Origin of the sequence: Streptomyces sp. NPDC046716 (assembly GCF_040645755.1) — a bacterium.
Lineage (GTDB): Bacteria > Actinomycetota > Actinomycetes > Streptomycetales > Streptomycetaceae > Streptomyces.
Genome location: NZ_JBEYYU010000004.1, coordinates 151,467 through 172,102 on the forward strand (window position 1 = coordinate 151,467; position 20,636 = coordinate 172,102).

Here is a 20,636-nt window from a genome sequence, read left to right on the forward strand (position 1 = left end):
GAACGTTGCGTGGACGAGACCGTCGCCGCGTTCCCGGCCTTTGACTCCTGGAGGGCGTGCGTTCCGTCGGACGCGACGACGGCGGGGCGGACCTGTGCCGCCGGGACGCGCTGGCCCGGGGGCTCTGGTACGCGGACGACGAGGACCCCGGCGAGCGGGACGAGGAGCTGGCCGACTGGTTCGCCGGCGTCTGCGTCGACGCGGCCCGACGGCTGCACCGGAGCGGACGGATCGTCGGGGCGCTGGGCCGGGCGGTGCCGGTGGTCCTCTACGACATGTTCGACCCGGACGCCATGTTCGCGCTGACCGCGCGCGCCAACCCGGCCGCCCTCGTCGCGGAGTTCACGGCGGCGGACGTCAGCTGACGGTCTGCCCGTGGAGCGCCGCCAGCAGCCAGTCGTGGGCGCTGCCCGGCGTCGGCTCCGGGGCCCCGCCCGGCGGTGTGATCAGCTCCGCCACGAGGGCCCAGTAGCCGTCGAGCCGCGGATCGGCCGAGAGCTGACCGGCGAGCCCGCGCCGGAAGTCCGCGGTGTCGCGGCAGCCGGCCACGCCTGCGTACGTCGCCACGAAGCAGTCCAGCGCCTCGCCCCCGGCGGGATCGGCGCCCGCGCGCAGCTGCGGGGCCGCCAGGGCGTAGGCCTCGGCGAGTCCCGCGTACAGCAGCGCGGACTCCCGCGCGCCCGCCGCGCGGTGGGCGGCCGGCTGCGTGGGCGTGTCGCCGCCGCAGGGCCGGGAGACCAGGGCGCACAGCCGGGCGAACGCGAGCACCTGCGCCGGGGCCGGTGCGTCGGGCGGCTGCGGCACGGCGGCCTCCAGGAAGGCTGCCCGGGACACGGCCGGCATCCGCGGCGGCAGCCACCCGCGCCAGAACCCGGCCAGCGGGGCCGTACTGGGCGGCGTACCCAGCGAGCCGACGAGCCGCAACCGGTCCGCGCGCTCCTCCGGCGGACAGGAGTGCACCAGGTGCAGCGCTGCCTCCTGCCAGCGCAGCGCGCTGAGCCGCGAGCCGAGCGTGCGGAGCTGCCCCGCGACGGCGTCCTCCAACACGCCCTGCGCACCCGCCCGTTCGTCGACGACGCGGCGGATCTCAGGGACGGGCAGGCCGAGCCCCCGAAGGGAACGGATCAGCCGCAGCCGGTCCAGGGCGTCCGGTGCGTAGCGGCGGTGCCCGCCCGCGCTGCGCCGACGCTCCGGCAGCAGACCGCTGTCGGAGTAGAAGCGGACCGTCTTCACCGTGGTGCCCGCCTGCTCGGCGAGCTCACCGATGCTCCACAGCCCGTCGGAACCCGGATCCGGCATCACTTGAACCTCCCTCTGGGGGAGTTCCTAACGTACCCGCGAGCGCGGCCCGGCGACGGACCGGACCACGGCCGCGAGAGATCCGAGGAGCGCATGCGATGACGGAATTCGTGCTGGTGCCAGGGCTGTTCACCGGATCGCACGTGTGGCGGGAGACGGCCGCCCGGCTGGAGGGCGAGGGCGTACGGGCGCACCCCGTGGACCTGCCGGGGCTGCGGTCAGGGGACGGGGCGGACCTGGAGGCGGACATCGCCCGGGTCGTCGCGACCATCGACGCGATCGACGCGGCGGCCGACGGCGGCGTCCCGGAGATCGTGCTCGTCGGCCACGACTACGGCGTGCATCCCGCGGTGGGCGCCGCCGACCGGCGACCGGGGCGCGTCGCCAGGATCGTCTACGTGGACACGGCCCCGGTGGGCGACGGCGTACCGGCGCTGGCCACCGTGCCCGACCAGGAACTGCGCGAGCGGCTGGCCGCCGCCGGGGACGCCGACGGGGTGCTCCCGCCGCCCGCACGGGACGCGTGGCGGCGCTGGGGGAGCACCGCGGGCGTGTCCGACGCGGCGCTCGACCGGCTCACCGCGCTCGCCGCGCCGCAGCCGCTCGGCACCCTGCTGCGGCCGCTGCGCCTGTCCGGAGCGGAGCTGCCGCCGACCACCGGTGTGCTGTGCGCGGAGAGCGGCGCGACCCTTGCGACCCTCCGCATGCTGCTGAGCTTCGGCGATCCGATGCTGAAGGCGCTGGCCCGGCCCGAGGTCACCTTCTTCGAACTGCCCACCGGACACTGGCCGATGCTGTCCTGCGCCGGCCGACTCGCCGAGGTGCTGCTCGCCGCGGCCGCGGGGGGCGGGCAGAGCCTCGTGGACACCGCCGACGGGAGCGCGGCCGAGGACCCGGCGACGGCGGGCTACCTCAAGCCCTTCCTCCTGGACGTCACCGAGCGGCCCCGGGAGCGACGCGGCACCCTCGACCTGTACGTCCCCGAGGACGCCGCGCGGACGCCACGGCCCGCGATCGTGTTCGTGCACGGCGGGCCGGTGCCCGAGGGCGCGGAACCGACACCGCGCGACTGGCCGACCCTGATCGGGTACGCCCGCTACGCCGCCGACCAGGGCGTGGTCGGCGTGACGCTCGACCACCGGCTGCACGCGGTGACCGCCTATCCGACGGCCGCCGCCGACATCGAGGCGGCGGTGGCCGAGGTGCGGGCCGATCCCCGGGTGGACGCGGACCGCATCGCCCTGTGGTTCCTCTCCGGCAGCGGGCCGCTGACCGCGCCGTGGCTCGGCGCGCGACCGGCGTGGCTGCGGTGTCTGGCCGCCAGTTACCCGATCATGGCTCCGCTGCCCGGCTGGGGCGTGAACGACGCCCGGTTCAGGCCCGCCGAGGTGGTGGCGCGGGGCGGCACACCGCCGTTCGTCCTCGTCCGGGTGGGCCGGGAGGCGTCCGCGGTCGCCGCGACGGTCGCGGAGTTCCTCGCGGCGGCCGAGGCGGGCGGCGCGCCGGTCGAGGTCGTCGACGTCCCCGACGCGCCGCACGCCTTCGAGGGACTCGACCACACCGACAGCGCGCGGGACGCGGTGCGGGAGGCGATGCGGCGCGTCCTCCGGCGGCTCACCGCGCGGCGTTAGAGTGCGGCCATGAACCAGAAGGAGCTGCGGGCGGCCGTCGACGCGGCGTTCGCCGACACCGGGGCGGACACCCCCGCGTGGGCCGACCCGCACCCCGACCGGGGCCCGCTCGACGAGGAGTACTCGCGCTGCCTCGACCCGGGCAAGTACCGCATTCTCGCCGCCCGCGCCGACGCGTGGATCCGGGTGCTGTGCGGGCGGGGCCTGGCCACGGCGGAGCCGGTCGGCGACCCGGCGGGCCTGTGGCTGCGTACCCCGGACGCGCCCTTGAGCGGTCCCGTCCTGCTGCGGCCGGCCCGCGCGGACGCCGTCCCGCTGGTCCTCGGCTTCGGCGCGATCGACGACGTGCCGCGCACCGTGGTCGTGGTCGGGGCGGGCGAGCCCGCGGTCCCGGTGGAGCAAGTGCCGGACTGCGGCTGCGACGCGTGCGACGACGGCTCCGAAGGGCTGCTGGAACTGCTGGACGACGCGGTCGTCGCCGTGGTCAGCGGCACGCTCACGCACATCGACGCCGGAGCGGGCCGGGTGATCGTCGGCACCGGGGAGACCTGGTCGGCGAGCAACTGGCCGCCGTCCGGCGCGACGCCCGAGGAGGCCCTGGGCGCGGCCAGGGCCGGGCGCTCGCCCCACCGGGTGGTGAGCGGACCGGCGTGGGGCTGAGGCGCGTCAGGAGCCGCCCGGCTCCCCGGGCGGGCCGTCCCCGGGCAGGAGGAGGGCGTCCGTCCCGGTGAGCCGCAGCACGCGCAGCACCGGCCGCGTGACGGACACGAGCCGCAGGCTGCCACCGGCGCGCACGGCGTTCCGGTGGTGCCGGACGAGGAGGTTCACCCCCGTCGAGTCGGTGAACGGCACCTCGGCCAGATCTAGTTCGCAGCAGCGCCCGTGGAACGGCGTCAGCGCCCGGTCCAGGCGCGGACCGGTGCGCAGGTCGAGTTCGCCGCGGACGCGGAACAGGACCGTGTCGCCCGTGTCGACGACATTGATGACGAGTGACGGCGGAGTGGTCGCGTTCACCTCGGCGCCCCCTGGTGTCGGTGGGAGCGGTGAGGGAACTGCCCCCGGCATGTTCTTTTCGGCACGTCCCATAGAAGCACCGGTGGGCCCGACTGCCGCCCCGCCGGGCACAGTTCGGGCCTACTCCCTACCAACGACCCGCACGGGCGCTCGGTCACGCCCCTTCTGTTCGACGGCCTCGGGCCCGGTCAGTCCTCCGCGCCGTAGGCCTCCGCGATCTCCTGCGGGGACGCCCAGCGGCTGTACGTCGGCCCCTGCGGCCACCCGTCGGGGGAGTCCTGCCAGACCTCCTGGCGCCCGTACGGCAGGACGTCCACCAGGGGGAACAGGTGGCTCAACTGCTCGGTGCCGCGGCCGTCGGTGTGCCAGGTCCGGTACACCGTGTCGCCGTCGCGCAGGAACACGTTCACCCCGAAGCCGCCGTTCGGCGGGGCGCCCACGTCGGTGCCGAAGGAGCTGTGGGCCGTCGAGTACCAGTCCATCCTGTTCCCGACCCTGCTCCGGTAGGCGAGGGCTTCGTCGATGGGGCCCTGCGTGACGATCACGAAGCGGGCGTCGAACTTCTCCAGGCCCAGGAGCCGGGTGAACTGGGAGGTGAAACCGGTGCAGCCGCCGCACTGCCACTCGGCGCCCTCGTGCCACATGTGGCTGTACACGATGAGCTGCGGATGCCCGTCGAAGATCTCGGCGAGCCGGACCGGACCGTCCGCTCCCTCCAGGACGTAGTCCGGCATCTCGACCATCGGCAGCCGGCGGCGCTGCGCGGCGATCGCGTCGAGCTCACGCGTGGCCGCCTTCTCCCGCACCCGCAGCGCCGCCAGCTCCTTCTCCCAGGTGGCGGCGTCGACGACGGGCGGCAGGGCGTGCTCGGTACTGGACATGGTGCCTCCTGACGCTCACGGAACTGTCTGGGAGTAACGACTCCAGGACACCCCGGAACTCATCGGGCCGCGCGGCGGCCGTGCGCTACGGGGCGTCTTCGGCCGGGACCCCGAGGGCGTACGTCTGGATCGCGGTGGCGGCGGCGCCCCGCGCCCAGTCCGTGAAGTCCGTGCGCCGGACGACGACGTCGAGCGGGCTCGCGTACGGGCTGCGGTCCCGGCGCAGCGCCGCGTCGAACGACGGACGGCCGACGTCGGCGAGGCGGATGCCGTCGCCGCTCAGGACGACGCGCTCGGTCAGCGTCAGGTTGCCGACGGCCGCGGTCAGCCGGCCGAGCGCCGCCGCCGCGTCCCCGACCGCGCGGGCGGCGACCGGGTCGCCCGCCGCGGCGAGATCGAGACAGGTGTCGTAGTCGACGTCGCGCCCCAGGCCCAGCGAGACCCGGTGGCGGATCGCGGGAATGGTCAGCATGGCCTCCGCGCAGCCCTGGTGGCCCTCCGGGCAGAGCGGACCCAGCGGGTCCAGCGGGTGGTGGCCGAGCACGCCGACCGAGGCGTCCGGGCCGGTCCGCAGCCGGCCGTGCGCGACCAGGCCGTAGCCGATCCCCTCGCCGACGGTCAGCAGGGCGAAGTCGTCGTACCCCTTGCCCGCGCCGAACCACTGCTCGGCGCGGGCCAGTGACAGCAGGTCGTTGTCGACGACGACCGGGCAGTCCAGGGCCGCCCCGCACGCCGGGCCCAGCGCGACGTCCCGCCAGCCGAGATAGCGGGCGTCGGTCACCGTCGAGTGATCGGTGACCCGGCCGCCCAGACTGATGCCCGCCGCGGTCCACCGGCCGCCGTGGCCCGCCCCCAGCGTCCGTGCCAGCTCCGCCACCGCGGCGACGACGGCCTCCGGGTCGCGGTCCGGCAGCGGGCGCCGCCCGTGCGCGAGGATCTCCGCGCGCATCGAGGTGACCACGCCGTAGGCCGTGTCCGCGGTGAGCTTCACCCCGAGGAAGTGGTGCGCGGCCGGCCTGACGTCGAGCGGCCGCGTCGGCCGTCCCGTCTCCTCGTCGTGCTCGACCGGCGTCTCCACCAGCAGTCCGGACGCGAGCAGGGGTTTCGTCAGCCGGGTCAGGCTGCCCGCGGAGAGCCGCAGCCGGCGGGCGAGTTCGCTGCGCGGCAACGGACCGTCGAGCAGCACCGCGAGCGCCACGTCGCGCGCGGAACCGGTGAGGGGGGACCACGTCATGGACTGTTGTCCTCCGTCCGGAACGACGCCAACTGGCCTGCGACCAAGCGACCTTAGCCTTCCGCCACGAAACTCACCAGAGGAGGGAGGAGGGGATCCGTTCGAAGAATCCCTCTCGGAGGTGGGGTGTTGACCGTTCGAGAGTATCGGGGCAAAACTCAAGGGATCCCCGACCCACCCTGCACCCCTACGGCTCCCGGGAGTTCTCCGTGCCCCTGTCCGTGTCCGATCCGGTCCAGCTGCGCGCCGCAGGCGTCGGCCTCGTCCTCGCCACGCCGCAGGGCGCGCCGGACGCCCTGCCGTCCGTCGTCCACTGGGGCGCGGACCTGGGCGCCCTCGACGCGGCCGCGCTCACCCACCTGTGCCGGGCGGCCGAAGCGGCCCCGGTGCCGAACGACAACGACCAGGTGGTCGCACCGTCCCTCGCGCGCGAGCACGCCGCGGGCTGGCGCGGGCGGCCCGGCCTGACCGGGCACCGCGACGGCACCGCCTGGTCGCCCTGGTTCCGGCGCACGGCACTCGACGTCGACGACCGGGGCGCCCCGGGCCGGGGCGGCCGGGTCGTGGCCACCGGCGAGGACGCCGACGCCGGTCTCGTCCTGCGGCTCGAACTGGAGCTGACCGCCCAGGGGTTGCTGCGCCAGCGCGCCGAACTCACCTCCACCGCGGCCGACGGCCTCTTCGTGCTCGACGCCCTCACCCCGACCGTGCCCGTGCCGCCCGTGGCGACCGAGCTGTTCGACCTGGCCGGACGATGGGGACGCGAACGGGCGCCGCAGCGGCTTCCGTTCACCGTCGGCGCGCACAGCAGGGAGAACCGCCGCGGCCGCACCGGCCCGGACGCCCCGCTGATCCTGGCCGCGGGCACCCCCGGCTTCGGCTTCCGGCACGGCGAGGTGTGGGCGCTGCACGTCGCCTGGAGCGGCAACCACCGCAATTACGCCGAGCGCCTCTCCACCGGTGCGGCAGTGCTCGGCGGCGGGGAGCTGCTGCTGCCCGGCGAGGTGCGGCTCGCGCCCGGCGAGAGCTACACCACGCCCTGGGTGTACGCGGCGTACGGCGCCGAAGGCCTCGACGCCGTCGCCGCCCGCTTCCACACCCACCTGCGCGCCGAGCGGCCCGGACCGCCGCCCCGGCCGGTCGTCCTGAACACCTGGGAGGCCGTCTACTTCGACCAGGACCTGGACCGGCTGACCGCACTCGCCCGGGCCGGCGCCGAGGCGGGCGTCGAGCGGTTCGTCCTGGACGACGGCTGGTTCCGGCACCGCAGGAACGACCGCGCCGGGCTGGGCGACTGGTACGTCGACGAAGGCGTCTGGCCGCAGGGGCTCGGCCCGCTGATCTCCACCGTCCGGGACCTCGGCATGGAGTTCGGCCTGTGGGTGGAGCCTGAGATGGTCAACCCCGACTCCGACCTGGCCCGCGCCCACCCCGACTGGCTGCTCGCCACCGGCGGCCGGCAGCCCCTCGCCTCACGCCGGCAGCAGGTCCTCGATCTCGCCGTCCCCGACGCGTACACGTACGTCCTCGACCGCCTCGACGCGCTTCTCACCGAGTACGACATCGCGTACCTGAAGTGGGACCACAACCGCGACCTCCTCGACGCCGGGCACGGACCGCACGGCACCCCCTCGGTGCACGCCCAGACCCATGCCGTCTACCGCCTCCTCGACGCGCTGCGCGCCCGCCACCCGCACGTCGAGATCGAGTCCTGCTCGTCGGGCGGCCTCCGCGTCGACCTCGGCATCCTCGAACGCACCGACCGGGTGTGGGCCAGCGACTGCATCGACCCCCTGGAGCGGCAGCAGATCCAGCGCTGGACGGCGCAGTTGGTGCCGCCGGAACTCGTCGGCGCCCACGTGGGCGCGCCCCGCTCGCACACCACGGGCCGCACGCACGACCTCTCCTTCCGCGCGGGCACGGCCCTGTTTGCCTCCTTCGGCATCGAGTGGGATCTCACCGGTGCCACCCCCGAGGAGCGCGCGGAACTCGCCCGCTGGGTCGCCCTGTACAAGGAGCTGCGGCCGCTGCTGCACGGCGGCACCACCGTGCGCGCCGACGCCCACGACCCCGCGCTCGCCGTCCACGGGGTCGTCGCCCCCGACCGGCGGGACGCCCTGTTCGCCCTGGTGCAGCTGGACGCGCCGCTGACCTCCGTGCCCGACGTGGTCCGGCTCCCCGGTCTGGCCGAGGAGCTGACGTACCGGGTGAGCGTGCAGCCGCCCGGCGACACCCCCGCCCTGCGCCAGGGGGCACCCACCCCGTGGACCACCGAGCCCCTCGTCCTCGGCGGCGCGGCCCTGACCCGGGTCGGCGTCCGCGCCCCCGCGCTCCATCCCGAACAACTCCTCCTCATCCGGGCACAGGCCGTCTGATCTGCCTGCATCGCGCAACCATCTGCCCTCCTCGCGCGTCCCTCAGTGACGGCGATCTGGTCTGAACCATGGGGGGTCCGAGCGGTGCGAGGGCGCGAGGCTGTGTCGGTGCGGTGGCGGCGAAGACGGGCGACGCTCCTGAGCCTGCTGCTCGGGGTGGCGGTGGCCCTGTCCGTCGGGAGCGCCGCCGGCTACACGTACTGGCGAAACAGCGAGGCCCGTACCGCCGCCCGCTGCGCCCAGGCGGGGCGTGAGGCGGTACGGGCGGCGGGCCCGTCCGGCGCGGTGCGGGTGGCGGGCCCCGGCACCTTCGGCACGGCGCACGCCGACGGCTCACCGGTGGGGACCGGGACCCGGCTGCGGCGCTATCAGGTGCAGGTCGAGGACGGTTCCGGCGTCTCGGCCGACGCGGCGGCGCGGGAGATCTCCGGCGTGCTGGGCGACCCCCGGGGCTGGGGCAGCGACGGCGTCGACGCGTTCCAGCTGGTGAGCGCGGGGCCCCGCGACTTCGTCATAAAGATCGCCACACCGCGGACCGTCGACTGCCTCTGCGGCTCGGCGGGCCTGTACACGCACGGCGAGGTCAACTGCAGCGTCGGCCGGACCGTCGTGGTCAATCTGCGCCGCTGGCTGCTCGGTTCCCCCGAGTTCGACGGCCCCATCGAGGAGTACCGGGCGCTCATCGTCAACCACGAGGTCGGCCACCGCATCGGCCACGGCCACGAGACCTGCCCGGGGCCCGGCAGTCCCGCACCCGTGATGATGCAGCAGATCAAGGGCCTGAAGGGGTGCGTCGCGAACGCCTGGCCCTATGACTCCCACGGCCGCTACCTCGGCGGGCCGCGCGTGCCGTAGCGGGGTGGCCGGAGAATCCGCCGTCCGGCAGGCATAGATGGCCGGAGGTCCGCGCGTCCATAGGGGAGTCAAGAAACGGGAGGGCCCATGGACCCGCAAGACCACGAGAGATTCCGGGAGTTCGTCGACTCCCGCTGGGGCGCTCTGCTCCGGGTGGCGAACCTGCTCACGGGCGGCGACCGGCACGAGGCCGAGGACCTCGTGCAGACCGCGCTGATGAAGGCGCTGGACCGCTGGCGGCACGTCGAGGACCCCGAGCGCTACGTGCGCAAGGTGATGTACCGCCACCAGGTCAGCCGGTGGCGGCTGCGCCGGCCGCACCGCGAGCCGACGTTCGCCGCGCCGCCGGAGAGTCTCGGCGTCGCCGACGGCACCTCCGACGCCGATCTGCGGATCGCCGTGGGCCAGGCCCTCGCCCGGCTCACCCCGCGCCAGCGGACCGTCCTCGTCCTGCGCTACTTCGAGGACCTGTCCGAGACCGAGGTCGCGAGCACCCTGGGCTGCTCGGTCGGCACCGTCCGCAGCACCACCCACCGGTCCCTGGCCCGACTGCGCGGTCTCGCGCCGGAGTTGGCCGCTCCCGCACAGCAGACGCTCGCCGCGGCGCACCGCAGCACCCCGAAGGGAGCCCACTCATGAGCACCGACCGGCTGGACCAGGCGATCCGGGACGTTCTGCGCGGCACGACCCCCGACGACCCGGCCGCCCCCGTGGGCATCGTCGACCGCATCGTGCGCCGCAGACGGCGCAGGAACATCACCCGGGTGACCGGGGCCGCGCTCGGCATCGCGGGCGTCACGGTCTCGGCCGTGCTCGTCACCGGGGGCGGCACCCACCAGGGGACCCAGCCGCCCGCGTCCGGCACGAGCACCGCGAGCAAGCTGCTGTGGCGGACCACCCTTCCCGGCGGCAGTGCCGACTGGCGGGCCTGTACCACCGCCTCGGGCACCGTGTACTGCCAGGGCGCCCGGTACGACGCCCTCGCCGTGAACGCCCGTACCGGGAAGGTCGTCTGGAAGGAGCGGGGCAAGTCCAACGACGGATCTTCGGCGGCCGCCCTGCCCGGCGTGCGCGACGGCATCCTCTTCGGCTACGCCGATCACGCGCCCGGCACGCCGAGCCCGGGAACCGACGTCGTCGCCCGCGATCTCACGAGCCACAAGGTGTTGTGGCAGCACAAGGTGGCCGACGACAGCCGCGACGACGACTCCGCCCTCCTCTTCGACGGGGGTGTCCTCGCCAACACCCCCACCTTCAAGAAGGTCGCGGCCCTGGACGACAAGACGGGCCGCACGCTGTGGACGTACGCGTGGAAGAAGGCCGACTGCGGCCGGATGGCGATCGACGGGGTCCCTTACCTGACGTGTTCTCCGGACAGTGAGAAGGCGCCGCAGACCAGCACCGTCGTCCGGCTCGACCCGGCGACGGGCGAGGCGCGGACCGTCGCGACCGTCAAGGGTCCCACGATGTACGTGGGCACGGACGACCGGACCGTCCTGCTGGCCGGGGTGCCCGAGGGCGGCGACTCCTTCGGTGACTCCGGGCCGGTCACCCTGACCCGCGTCGACACGCGGTCGGGCGCGGTCACCCGCCACCGGGCCGACGGGTTTCCCGGGGGCGTGGTCGCCGACGGCATCGTCCTGGGCAGCACGCAGCGCGAAGGCGTCGCGCGCACGGCCGCCGACGGCCGCCGCCTGTGGGCGCGCGACCTCGGCCTGACCCTGCGCGAGGACCCCCGCGTGTCCGATGTACGGGAACTGGCCTCCGACCCCGCGGTGGACCTCGAGGCCCGGGTCGCCTACTACCTCGACCCGTCCGGAAACCTCGTGGGCCTCGACCTGGACAGCGGATCGGTGCGCTGGCGCGGCCGCGTGCAGTTGCCGAAGACGGAGGCGAAGGGCGGGATCCGGCCCGAGCTGATCACGTACGGCCACAGCCTCGTCGGGCAGGTCGGCGACCAGCTGTTCAGGATCGAACCCCGGCCGGCCTCCTGATCGCCACCGGAGTCGGGGATGGGTGGATGGCCTTGGCACGGAAGAGGCTTTAGCTTAATCTGAACGAAAGTCCTCGCCGCAAAAGGGGCCTTGGTGTCGTCATTTCGAACATGACGTGCGTTTGTCCGCCGCTGAGGCCCTGAGCGCCCGGTCATCTCCCACCCTGACTCACGATCGGAAAGACCAGCCATGTCCACACCCCAGTTGTCGCTCCAGCTGTACTCGGTGCGCGACGCCCTCAAGGCCGACGAGGACGGCACGCTCGCCCGTCTCGCGGCGACCGGACTGCGCAACGTCGAGGTGTTCGACTTCGTGGACCGGCCGCAGGAGCTCGCCGACGCGCTGGCCGGGCACGGCCTGCGCGCCCGCACCGGGCACGCCGGCCTCGCCGCCCCCGACCAGGGGCGGGACGCGTTGGAGCGGACCTTCGCGGCGGCCCGGATCCTCGGCCTGGAGACCGTGTACGAGCCGATGGTGGCCGCCTCCCGGTGGGCCGACGCCGAGGGGATCGACCGGACCGCCACGCTGCTCAACGAGGCCGCGACGATCGCCGCCGACCACGGACTGCGCGTCGGGTACCACAACCACTCGCAGGAGTTCACCCCGACCGTCGACGGGCTCAGCGCCTACGAGTATTTCGTGTCCCGCCTCGCCGACCCGGTCGAGCTGGAACTGGACGTGTACTGGGCCTCGGCCGGCGGCCACGACGCCGTCGCGCTCCTCGGCCGCCTCGGCGACCGGGTCACGGCCCTGCACATCAAGGACGGCGCCGTCATCGACGACCCGTTCACCACGGGCGACCCGTTCGACATCGCGCAGACCCGGCAGGTGTCCGCGGGACAGGGCGAGATCCCCGTCGACGCCGCCCTGGCCGCCGCCCCGAACGCCGCTTACGCGATCGTGGAGTTCGACACGTACGCCGGAGACATCTTCGAGGGCATCGCCGGATCCGTCGCCCACCTCCGCGAGAAGGGGATCGTCTGATGACGGCCGCGACTCCCCGCTCGGGCCCGGTCGGCGTCGGCGTCATCGGCGCGGGCAACATCAGCGAGCAGTACCTCACCACGCTCACCCGGATCCCCGACGTCGACGTGGTCATCGTCGGTGACCTGATGGCCGACCGCGCCGAGGAGCAGGCCCGCAAGCACGGCGTCCCGGCCTGGGGCACGGCGGACGACGTCCTCGCGCACGACGGCGTCGAGATCGTCGTCAACCTGACCATCCCCGCCGTGCACGCCGAGGTCAGCTCCGCGATCGTCGCCGCGGGCAAGCACGTGTGGTCGGAGAAGCCGATCGCCGTCGACCTCGCCTCCGCGCGCGCCCTGCTCGACCAGGCCGCCGAGGCCGGACTGCGGGTCGGCGTAGCCCCGGACACCGCGCTCGGCCCCGGCGTCCAGACCGCGCGCCGCGCCATCGAGCGCGGCGACATCGGCTCCGCGCTGTCGGCGTACACGATGTTCCAGACCCCGGGACCCGACGCCTGGCACCCGAGCCCCGAGTTCCTCTTCGCCACCGGTGCCGGGCCGCTGTTCGACATGGGCCCCTACTACTTCACGACCCTGATCACCCTGTTCGGGTCCGTCACGCGGGTCTCCGCGGTGGGCTCCACCGGCCGCAAGGTCCGCACGATCCGCACCGGCCCCCGCACCGGCACCGAGTTCCCGGTCGAGGTGCCGACCCATGTGGCCGCCCTCGCCACCTTCGAGGGCGGAGCCGTCGCCCAGAGCGTCTTCAGCTTCGACTCGGCCCTCGTCCGCGACGGCGTCGTGGAGATCAACGGCACCGACGGCGTCCTCGTCGTGCCCGACCCCAACCGCTTCACCGGGGACGTGCGGATCACCCGCGGTGCCGACGACGACGGCGCCCCGCTCTGGGAGCCGGTCGAGCCCGTCGGCCTCGGCGAGGGCCGTGGCCTCGGCGTCCTCGACATGGCCCGGTCCATCCGGTCGGGGACGCCGCACATCGCGACCGGCGACCTCGGCTATCACGTGCTCGAGGTCCTGGTCGCCATCGACCGGGCCGCCGCCACCGGCGAGACCCAGCACATCCAGAGCCGCGCCGGTGACGTCCTGCCGGTGCCCCTGGACCGGGACCCCTTCGCGGCCACGCTCTGACCCGCCGCCCGCCCGGCGTCAGCCGAGCAGAGCGCCGAGGGCGCGCCGCAGCACCGTGCGGTGCGCTCCCGACGCGTACGAACGGCCGTCGTGGCCGAGGGCGTCGTACACCGTGAGGCCGCCGCCGGGGCGGGTGTGCACCCACAGCAACGGGTGCCGCCCGCCCTCGTGTTCGTGTGCGAGCAGCACCCGCACGCCCGGGCCGTGGCGCAGGTGGGTGTAGCGCTCGTCGTCCAGCGCGAAGTCGTCGAGGCCCGCGGTGACGGGATGGTCCGCGTCGGTGACCAGGACGTGCGCGCGGCCGTACGGCGGGTGCATCGACGTGCCGCGCACCCAGGTGCCGCCCAGACCCGCCTCCCACACCTCGTCGTCCGGGAAGCAGGTCGCCGAGGAGTGCACGGCGAGGACGGGAACGACGCTCCCCAGGAGCCGGGCGAGCCCGGCCGCGGCGCCGGCGCCGTCGGGCACCGGGCGCCCGTCCCGGGGCAGACCGATGTTGACGACGACGAGGTCCGGCAGGGCTCCCTCGGCGAAGGAGGCCAGCGCGGCGTCGATGTCCCCGGCCGGCTCCAGGACGACGCCCGCCTCCCGCGCCACGTCCGTCAGGCCCGTGTTGGTCTCGGCGAAGGGATGCCACGGGTCGGTGTAGCGGCCGACACCGCCGAGCAGCAGGCCGTGGTGGGGAGCGGCGGGGACCGGGGAGATCGGGGACATCGAGGATGGGGCCATGTTGCGTTCCGTTCCTCTTCTTTTTTGGGGGCGCGGGGCCGTCACACGGTAGTGGTGCCCGGGATCCGTCCGTCCCAGGGACAGCACGTCGCGAGATCGACGCGCTGCTCGCTTCCGTCGGGCCAGGAGACGGTGACGACGGTGCCGGCGACGGCCACGAGCGGAGCCTCGGGCAGCGGAGTCGCACGGGCCAGTGTGTGCAGGCCGACCAGGACGGTGTCCCCGGGATCGGCCGTCGCGGTGAGCGCGGGGACGGCCGAGTGCGGGCCCATCGCGTTCGCGTCCCGGTACGTGAACACCTCCGCGGCGTCGTACCCGTACAGCCCGACGACGCGCGCGACAAGCCCCTGACGGCTGGTCACCGTGGCGGCTCCGGCATGGTGTACGGCCGTCAGGGGCACGTCGTCGGCGACGGCCCAGCCGCCCTCCCGCACGGTGTACCCGCCGGGGGAGCGCACGAGATGGGCGCGGACCTCGTGGGCGTCGTGCGCCACCGTCACGGAGGTGATCGCGCAGCCCGGCAGCGCCCGGCCGTCGCGCTGCGGCAGGTGCACGGAGGCGGCGACGGTGCCGTCGACCCGCATCGCCCGCAGGGGACCGCGTCGGCTCGCCCGGCCGTCGGCGTCCACGAGCGCGGGGTGCGAGTCGACGCCGTCCTCCCACGCGGCGGCGGTGCCCGGGGCGGTGTGGGAGGAGTAGGCCAGCTTGGCGTAGTGCGGATCGTCGGGGTCGGGCCGGGTCGGCTCGACGGGGAGCTCGCAGTGGTCGCTGCCGTGGTTGGCGAGCCGGACGATGCCGTCGCGCTGAGTGGTCACCAGCCAGCCCAGCGCCGGCCAGGCGTGCGTGCCGAACTCCCGCTCGGTGGGCTGGGGTTGCTCGGTGTCCGTCCACACGGGCGCGTCCGCTCCCAGGGCCAGGCCCAGGAAGCCGATCCCGGCGAGGTACGCGGAGCCGAACCCGCTGTACGTCTGGGAGACCGGCTCGTAGGGCCGGTACCAGCCGAGGTCGAGCGGCCGGTCGACGCCGACGCCGTGGGACACGAACCGGGCCAGGACCCCGGAGACGAGCCGCCGGGTCGCGCCCGGCGACAGCGGGTTCACCCCGGACATCTCCGCGCACCACAGCGCGGCGAGCGCCGCCGTGCGATAGCTGAGCGAACGTCCCACGTGCAGCATCGATCCGTCGGGGGCGACGGTGCGCGCGTACGACGTGACGAACGCGCCGAGGCGTTCGAGATGACGGGAGCCCTCGGGGGTCGCCGTGCGGTCCGTCATCCGGTACCAGGCCCACAGATACGGGTGGATGGCCCACGCGTTGTAGTAGTCGACGGCGTGCTCGGGGCCGTCGGTGTACCAGCCCTGCTCCAGGTACCAGGACTCGACGCGGGCCACGTTGCGGGTCCCGATGCAGCCGCTGGTGTCCTCGCCCACCGACCGCAGGAACGCCTCGGCCATGGCGGGGAACAGCTGCCAGTTGTTGTGCCACACCTCGAGCCGGGCGTGATGGCGCAGCCAGTCGGCGATCCGGCGCCGCTCGGGCCCGGTGAGCCGGTCCCACAGCCGCTCGCGGCTGATGTGCAGGCCGAACGCGATGTTGGCGGCCTCCACGATGGAGTTGGTGACACCGCTGACGGGCGCCCGGCAGGTCACGCCGCGCGGCCAGGCCTCGGGCCCGTCGGGGTCGGTGCCCGCCAGCAGGGCGCGGGCGTACCGCTCGGCGAGCGGCTCGGCGGTCTCCGGGGCGGCGCCCGCGATCAGCGGGGCGGCCAGCAGGAAGGACCGCCCGATCGTCTCCATGCTCTCGCGCCGCACCCCGTCTCCGGTGACCCGGCCGGGCAGCCGGGGCAGGGCGCCGCCCGGGCTGTCGTGGCGGCGGACGTGGTCGAGCCAGCGCAGCCCGGTCGCCTCCCAGTGGGCGCGGGTCCAGCCGGTGACCGGCGAGCGGTCCGGGTCGTCGGGCGGCAGCTCGAACGGGGGCGGTACGTCGGTCATGTGCTCTCTTCCTGGTGCGCGCGGTGCGGTGCGTCGTGCGGGGTGACGGACCCGGTGACCGGGTCGATGCTCCAGCGGTCGTGCCAGTCGAGGCGGGCCCGGCCGCCGCCGATGCGCAGCGGCAGCCAGACGGGCGGCGAGTCGGCCAGCCGGTCGGGCAGCCAGCGGTCACCGGCGTAGACGTGACTGGTCCGCTCGGTGCCGCGGACGGTCACGACCGCGCTGATCTGCGAGTCGTACGTCGCCGATCCCTCGGGGGCGAAGAGCCGCCACGGCGACCACGGGCCCGCCAGGGAAGGCGCGGTCGCGTACCGGTTGTCGTTGGTCGCCCAGCCGGTGAGGTCGGAGCCGAAGAGGTAGTACAGGCCGTCGGCGCGGACCAGCGCGGGGGACTCGTAGCCGTGCCGGCCGTGCGCGGCGAGCGTGGTGCAGACGAGGGAGTCGACGCCGAGCCAGTCGTCGGTGAGCCGGTAGATGTGCAGCCCGTGGTCGCGGTCCTCCGACAGCAGATATCCGGCGTCGCCCTCGGCGTACACGCCGATGTCCCGGCTCAGCCGGCCCAGCGGCCGGGTGCTGCCGTGGTACGTGTACGGGCCCGCCGGACGGTCGCCGCTCGCGAAGCCGACGCGGGCGTCCGCGTAGTCCGCCGAGTCGATGTGCAGGTACATGAGGTAGCGGCCGCTCGCCGGATGGCGCAGCACCTTGGGGCGTTCGACGACCCGGCCGGGGGCGAGGTCGCCCGTCCCGGCGGACAGCGCGTCGCCCTCGTGGCGCCAGGCGGCCAGGTCGGCTGAGGAGTAGCAGGCGATCGCGGAGAAGGTCCCGCCCGCGCGCTTGTCCTCGCCCCACGCCCAGAAGCGGCCGCCGGTGTGCAGGAAGCCCGCGCCGTGCAGTTGGACGGGACGGCCGTCCTGGTCGTGGAAGAGCCGTCCGGGCTCGATCACCGTCATGCGGGGCCCTCCCCGGTCGCGCGCCGGACGCGCAGCGTGTGCCTGCCTCGGCCGGCCGGTTCGCGCTGGACGAGGAGCGTGCGGTGGACGGCGTCGCCCCACGCGCCGCACAGCCGGGCGTCGTCGAGCGCGATCGTCTCCGTACGGATCTCGAACTCCGCCGTGTCGCAGTGCAAGTGGGCCTTGCCCACCCGCAATCCGTCCGCCTCCACGACCGGCTCGTCGGCGGTCATGAGGACGAGGGTCATCGTGCGGGGCGTGTCGAAGGCCCAGTCGTCGTGGACGAGGACCGTCGACCGCGCGCGGTCCAGTTCGACGACGCGCTCGCAGCGCGTCAGGCCCGCCGCCGGGGGATGGGCGGCGGCGAGGTCCATGCGCAGCCGGGCGGTGGCGCCGGTGTCCTCGAAGACCGTGTCCGTTGCCCGGAACTCCTTGCCGTGCGGCTGCTCCACACCGTCGGGCAGCGGCACGTTGTGCCAGGCGCTGCGCATCGTCCAGATCGTGTAGCGCGTGTGGGGCTGGAAGGTGTCGCGGCGGTACACGCCGACGCCGACGTCGATGAGGACCGGGTCGCCGTCCAGGGAGACGATGACGCCACCCGCGTCGTTGTGGTTGTGGCTGACGTCGTTGTGGCCGCCCTTCGCCGCGACGAACAGGCCCTCGGTGACGCCTGCCTGCTCGCGTGCGACGGCGACCTCGGTGCCGGGCAGATAGCGCGACGCGGGCATGCCGGGCGCCGCGTCGCCGCGCGCCGTCCAGCCCGGATCGCGCAGTTCGGCGAGCGTACGGCGGAACAGCGGGCCCAACTGGCCGTCGAACCGCAGCGGATGCAGCGATCCCATCCAGCGGGCGTGCGCCGCGGCCGTGGCGTCGCCCACCCGCTCGGCGAAGCGGCCCAGCAGATGCCAGTTGGCGTTCTCCGGCAGTACCGGCGTGCCGTCGGAGTAGTTGACCTGGCTGCGCGGGCCGATCTGCATGTCGACGGGGAAGCGCACCATGGCCGCGACCGGCGGCACCGCGAACGCGTCCAGCGCGCCGTCGGTGATCTCGCCGAGCAGGTCCAGGGCCTCGAACAGCGTCGCACCGGCCCACCACCAGTAGGTGGCACCCTCGTCGCAGCTCCCGTCGGCGTCGTACCCGGCACGGAAGCGGTCCAGGATCGCCAGGGCACGGTCCACGGTCGCCTCCAGCCGCGCCCGGTCCGGTTCGACGACGGCGGCGCAGACCAGCACGTTGGAGACGATCCAGGGCGCCCAGTTGTTCGGCGGCCCGTCCAGGCCGTGCCAGAAGTAGGTCTCCCGCTCCCACGGGTCGAGGACGCGCCGCCGGATCTCGTGATGGACGCGGCGCCTGATCCCGGGGAACAGCGCGTCGAGACGGTCGCCCGCGAAGGCGTCGACGGCGGCGAGCAGGGCGCCCGTGGCGGCGTCGGCGAGGTCCAGGATGTCGCGGCCCGGCTCGGGCAGGAAGGGCCGCTCGCCCGATTCGGGCAGGGCGTAGTGGGAGGGCAGACACCAGGCGGACAGCTCGCACAGCCGCCACACGGCGTCGCCCAGCTCGACGGCGTCCTCGTCCCTGTCGTCGGCGGCGAGGAGCAGCGCGCTGGTGGCGGTGTGTCCCAGGAGGGCGTGTTCGCTGTTCTGGTGCGGCATCCGGTCGCCGTCCCGGCTGTAGGCCGCCCAGTCGCTGAGCCGGGGGGTGTGGCGGGCGGCGAGCTCCCGCCAGGTGGCGGCGGCCGCGGCGAGTGCCGTCCGGTCGCGGCCGGAGAGGTGGGACCAGGCGTCCCGGTCGGCGACGGGCGGCGCGGGCGTCCAGGAGCGGACGCGCAGCGCGGCCCGCGCCTTCGGGGTGAACAGCTCGGCGAACGAGAGCGCCGGGGCGGCGCCGTGCGGGCCGTTCACGACGCCGCGTTCCGCTTGTCGAGCTGACGGGCGTACTCGTCGCGCATGGCGTTGCCCGTCGACGACTTCCACGAGGAGATCGCGGACTTGACGGCCCCCAGGTCGGCCCGGCCGAGGATGTAGCCGGTGATGGTGTCGGTGAGGCCGGTGGTCGCGGAGTTGGACCGGGACGCCGTCTCCGAGTACAGGCCCTGGACGGGGTTCTGCACCAGCATGTCCTGCGTGGCGACCTGCCAGGCGTGCGAGCGGCGCAGCTGCTCGTCGATGCGGATGGTGCTGGTGAGCACCTGGGGGCCCTCGGCGATGCGGAACAGGGTGCTGGGCTCGACCATGGTGCGGCCCGCCTTGGTGAGTTCGACGTCGGCGCCCTCGCGGCGGAAGTGGACGCCCTCCTGGCCGTTGCGGAGCTTGAAGTACTCCTGGGAGCCGTAGGGGGCGGCCAGATAGTCGAGGACGGCGAGCTGCTCCTCGATCGTCTTCTTGTCCGCCTTCTTCATGGCGGTGAATCCGAAGCTGGACGGCCCCTGGTAGTTGCCGCCCTTCCCGCCGTCGGCGCCGAACGGCACGACCGCGCCGGTCACGACGCCCTTGGGCAGGGTGATGTCGAGGAGGGAGGAGATGCCGTCCATGTGCATGAGGACGCTGCCGTTGGCCACGTAGGTCTTGGCCCGCGAGTTCTCCAGGCTGGGGGTGTCGGGGTGGTAATAACCGGCGCCGCGGAGCTTCTTGATGTAGCTGATCGCGCGCAGCCACTCGTCGGTCTCGTACTTGTTGACCAGCTTGCCGCCCTGGAGCCTCCAGTTGTTGGGGACGCCGAACATCGCGGCGAAGAAGTCGAAGCCCCACTCGACGCTGCCGCCTCCGCCCTGCCCGCAGAGCGCGTAGCGGTTCGCTCTCTCGCTGGTGACCTGCTTGCACAGTTCGGTGAAGTCGGCCTCGTTCTTCGGCGCCGGTTCCTGTCCGGTCAGCTTCTCGATGAGGTCGGGGCGGCAGACGAGGATGCTGCCGAACGGCGGACGCGGCTCGGGCACCCCGTAGATGCGGCCGTTGACGCGGGCGCTGTCCCACGACGCCTCGGAGAGGTTCGCGAGGTTCGGGTACTTCTTCACCTTGTCGCCGGACAGGTACTCGGAGAGGTCCTGGAACTTCGCCTGGAGCAGCTGCGGTCCGCCCTGCGGCGGCGCGAAGGTGAGGAACTGCACCAGGTCGGGCAGGTCACCGCCCGCCGTCATGGTCGCGAACTTCGAGGCGTACGAGTCGCCGGGCACGAGCTGCATGTCGAACGAGGTGCCGACCTGCCCGGAGATGTACTTCAGGTAGGAGTTGTCCGCCGGCGGCGGGGAGTAGTAGGTGACGACGAACGCCGACAGTCGGCCGCCGGTGCCGGGCTTGCCCGCCACCGACCGGAACAGCTCGCTCTCGGCCGGCGCCCGGTAGTACACCGGCTGCACGGAGGCGTTGCCCTTCAGGTCGGGCTTCGGCCCCTTGGTGATGGGGAGGTACGAGGGCAGCGGCGCGATGTCGCCGGACGCGGTGGTGCCGACGCCCGAGCCGGAGCACGCGGCGAGCAGCGGTCCGGTGCCGAGCGCGGCGATCCCGAGCGCCGTGCCCTTGAAGAGGTTGCGCCGGCTCAGGGCCGGGGAGGTGGGACGGTTCATCGTGCGGCTC

Annotated in this window: 18 protein-coding genes; 9 read left to right on the forward strand and 9 right to left on the reverse strand. The window is 74.1% G+C overall.

Features of this window, described 5'->3' with window-relative positions; all coding sequences use genetic code 11:
• Window positions 1-56: 56 nt before the first annotated feature.
• Window positions 57-365, forward strand: a complete 309-nt coding sequence (locus ABZ930_RS04685; RefSeq protein ID WP_361541400.1) for a hypothetical protein — start codon at window positions 57-59, stop codon at window positions 363-365.
• Here ABZ930_RS04685 and ABZ930_RS04690 read toward each other — a convergent pair.
• Window positions 358-1,299: a MerR family transcriptional regulator gene (locus ABZ930_RS04690; protein ID WP_361541403.1), complete on the reverse strand. Its 942-nt coding sequence runs from the start codon at window positions 1,297-1,299 to the stop codon at window positions 358-360. The genes ABZ930_RS04685 and ABZ930_RS04690 overlap by 8 nt on opposite strands.
• Window positions 1,300-1,397: 98 nt before the next feature.
• Here ABZ930_RS04690 and ABZ930_RS04695 point away from each other — a divergent pair, with 98 nt between their 5' ends.
• Together ABZ930_RS04695 and ABZ930_RS04700 are read left to right on the forward strand one after the other, a co-directional pair.
• Entirely contained in the window at window positions 1,398-2,930 is a 1,533-nt protein-coding gene (locus ABZ930_RS04695; RefSeq protein ID WP_361541406.1) for an alpha/beta hydrolase, read from the forward strand.
• 9 nt (window positions 2,931-2,939) lie between these two features.
• A complete protein-coding gene (locus tag ABZ930_RS04700; RefSeq protein ID WP_361541409.1) occupies window positions 2,940-3,590 on the forward strand; it encodes a DUF6226 family protein in 651 nt (216 codons plus the stop codon).
• Window positions 3,591-3,596: 6 nt separating this feature from the next.
• Here ABZ930_RS04700 and ABZ930_RS04705 read toward each other — a convergent pair whose 3' ends face one another.
• From ABZ930_RS04705 to ABZ930_RS04715, 3 genes are all read right to left on the reverse strand, one after another.
• Window positions 3,597-3,944 carry an STAS domain-containing protein gene (locus tag ABZ930_RS04705; protein ID WP_361541412.1) on the reverse strand — a complete coding sequence of 116 codons (348 nt, stop codon included), beginning with the start codon at window positions 3,942-3,944 and terminating at the stop codon, window positions 3,597-3,599.
• A gap of 188 nt (window positions 3,945-4,132) precedes the next feature.
• A complete protein-coding gene (locus tag ABZ930_RS04710) occupies window positions 4,133-4,825 on the reverse strand; it encodes a DUF899 family protein (protein WP_361541415.1) in 693 nt (230 codons plus the stop codon).
• An 85-nt stretch (window positions 4,826-4,910) separates the two neighbouring features.
• Window positions 4,911-6,059: an ROK family transcriptional regulator gene (locus ABZ930_RS04715; protein WP_361541418.1), complete on the reverse strand. Its 1,149-nt coding sequence runs from the start codon at window positions 6,057-6,059 to the stop codon at window positions 4,911-4,913.
• Window positions 6,060-6,268: 209 nt separating this feature from the next.
• Here ABZ930_RS04715 and ABZ930_RS04720 point away from each other — a divergent pair, with 209 nt between their 5' ends.
• The 6 genes from ABZ930_RS04720 to ABZ930_RS04745 all read left to right on the forward strand — a co-directional run bounded on the left by ABZ930_RS04720 (window position 6,269) and on the right by ABZ930_RS04745 (window position 13,397).
• Window positions 6,269-8,434, forward strand: a complete 2,166-nt coding sequence (locus ABZ930_RS04720; RefSeq protein ID WP_361541421.1) for an alpha-galactosidase — start codon at window positions 6,269-6,271, stop codon at window positions 8,432-8,434.
• Between the two features lie 108 nt (window positions 8,435-8,542).
• Window positions 8,543-9,289 (forward strand): DUF3152 domain-containing protein, encoded by a 747-nt coding sequence (locus tag ABZ930_RS04725; RefSeq protein WP_361541424.1) that lies wholly within the window; start codon window positions 8,543-8,545, stop codon window positions 9,287-9,289.
• Between the two features lie 87 nt (window positions 9,290-9,376).
• Window positions 9,377-9,928: a SigE family RNA polymerase sigma factor gene (locus tag ABZ930_RS04730; RefSeq protein ID WP_361541427.1), complete on the forward strand. Its 552-nt coding sequence runs from the start codon at window positions 9,377-9,379 to the stop codon at window positions 9,926-9,928.
• Window positions 9,925-11,283 (forward strand): PQQ-binding-like beta-propeller repeat protein, encoded by a 1,359-nt coding sequence (locus ABZ930_RS04735; protein WP_361541430.1) that lies wholly within the window; start codon window positions 9,925-9,927, stop codon window positions 11,281-11,283. Before ABZ930_RS04730 ends, ABZ930_RS04735 begins: the two co-directional genes overlap by 4 nt.
• Before the next feature lie 189 nt (window positions 11,284-11,472).
• Window positions 11,473-12,267 (forward strand): TIM barrel protein, encoded by a 795-nt coding sequence (locus tag ABZ930_RS04740; RefSeq protein ID WP_361541433.1) that lies wholly within the window; start codon window positions 11,473-11,475, stop codon window positions 12,265-12,267.
• The gene (locus ABZ930_RS04745; RefSeq protein WP_361541436.1) at window positions 12,267-13,397 is read left to right on the forward strand and encodes a Gfo/Idh/MocA family oxidoreductase; all 1,131 of its coding nucleotides are present in this window, start codon (window positions 12,267-12,269) and stop codon (window positions 13,395-13,397) included. Before ABZ930_RS04740 ends, ABZ930_RS04745 begins: the two co-directional genes overlap by 1 nt.
• 18 nt (window positions 13,398-13,415) lie before the next feature.
• Here the strand turns inward: ABZ930_RS04745 and ABZ930_RS04750 are convergent, their stop codons facing one another.
• From ABZ930_RS04750 to ABZ930_RS04770, 5 genes are read right to left on the reverse strand one after another with little or no spacing between them, the layout of a single operon-like run.
• Window positions 13,416-14,126: a ThuA domain-containing protein gene (locus ABZ930_RS04750; RefSeq protein WP_361541439.1), complete on the reverse strand. Its 711-nt coding sequence runs from the start codon at window positions 14,124-14,126 to the stop codon at window positions 13,416-13,418.
• A 41-nt stretch (window positions 14,127-14,167) separates the two neighbouring features.
• A complete protein-coding gene (locus ABZ930_RS04755) occupies window positions 14,168-16,117 on the reverse strand; it encodes a DUF2264 domain-containing protein (RefSeq protein ID WP_361541442.1) in 1,950 nt (649 codons plus the stop codon).
• Window positions 16,114-17,067, reverse strand: coding sequence for a family 43 glycosylhydrolase (locus ABZ930_RS04760; RefSeq protein ID WP_361541445.1), 954 nt, complete (start codon window positions 17,065-17,067; stop codon window positions 16,114-16,116). Before ABZ930_RS04760 ends, ABZ930_RS04755 begins: the two co-directional genes overlap by 4 nt.
• On the reverse strand, window positions 17,064-18,968 hold the full coding sequence (locus ABZ930_RS04765) for a heparinase II/III family protein (RefSeq protein ID WP_361541448.1): 1,905 nt from the start codon (window positions 18,966-18,968) through the stop codon (window positions 17,064-17,066). Before ABZ930_RS04765 ends, ABZ930_RS04760 begins: the two co-directional genes overlap by 4 nt.
• A complete protein-coding gene (locus tag ABZ930_RS04770; RefSeq protein ID WP_361541451.1) occupies window positions 18,965-20,626 on the reverse strand; it encodes an extracellular solute-binding protein in 1,662 nt (553 codons plus the stop codon). The genes ABZ930_RS04765 and ABZ930_RS04770 overlap by 4 nt, the downstream gene beginning before the upstream one ends.
• Window positions 20,627-20,636 lie beyond the last annotated feature (10 nt).